A 282-nucleotide genomic window follows, 5' to 3' on the forward strand; every position below is an offset into this window, starting at 1 on the left:
TTTCGGCCTATCACAAACGGTTTTACTGCACGTTCAGCTCTATTGTTATCGATGCTGAGTCGTCCATCATCCACATAACGAATGAGTTTGTGCCATTGATTAGCCAGGTAATTAGCCGCCTCAATTAGTTTGGTATTGCCCACTAAATTTGGCTGGTTCTGCTCAAGCCATGCTTTTAGCTTGTCCAGTATAGGCACACTGGCTTGTTGTCTTGTCGTGTATTTATCATCCACACTTTTATCTTTAACGCGTGACTCAACGCCGTACAGTTTTTGGATAAGG

Annotated in this window: 1 protein-coding gene; it reads right to left on the minus strand. The window is 43.3% G+C overall.

Going from position 1 to position 282, the window contains the following annotated elements; all coding sequences use genetic code 11:
- Positions 1 to 282 (minus strand): IS66 family transposase (locus H5202_RS23800; protein WP_182774175.1); only part of this gene is annotated, 282 nt, incomplete at both ends.

Source organism: Shewanella sp. SG41-4 (assembly GCF_014164505.1).
GTDB lineage: Bacteria > Pseudomonadota > Gammaproteobacteria > Enterobacterales > Shewanellaceae > Shewanella.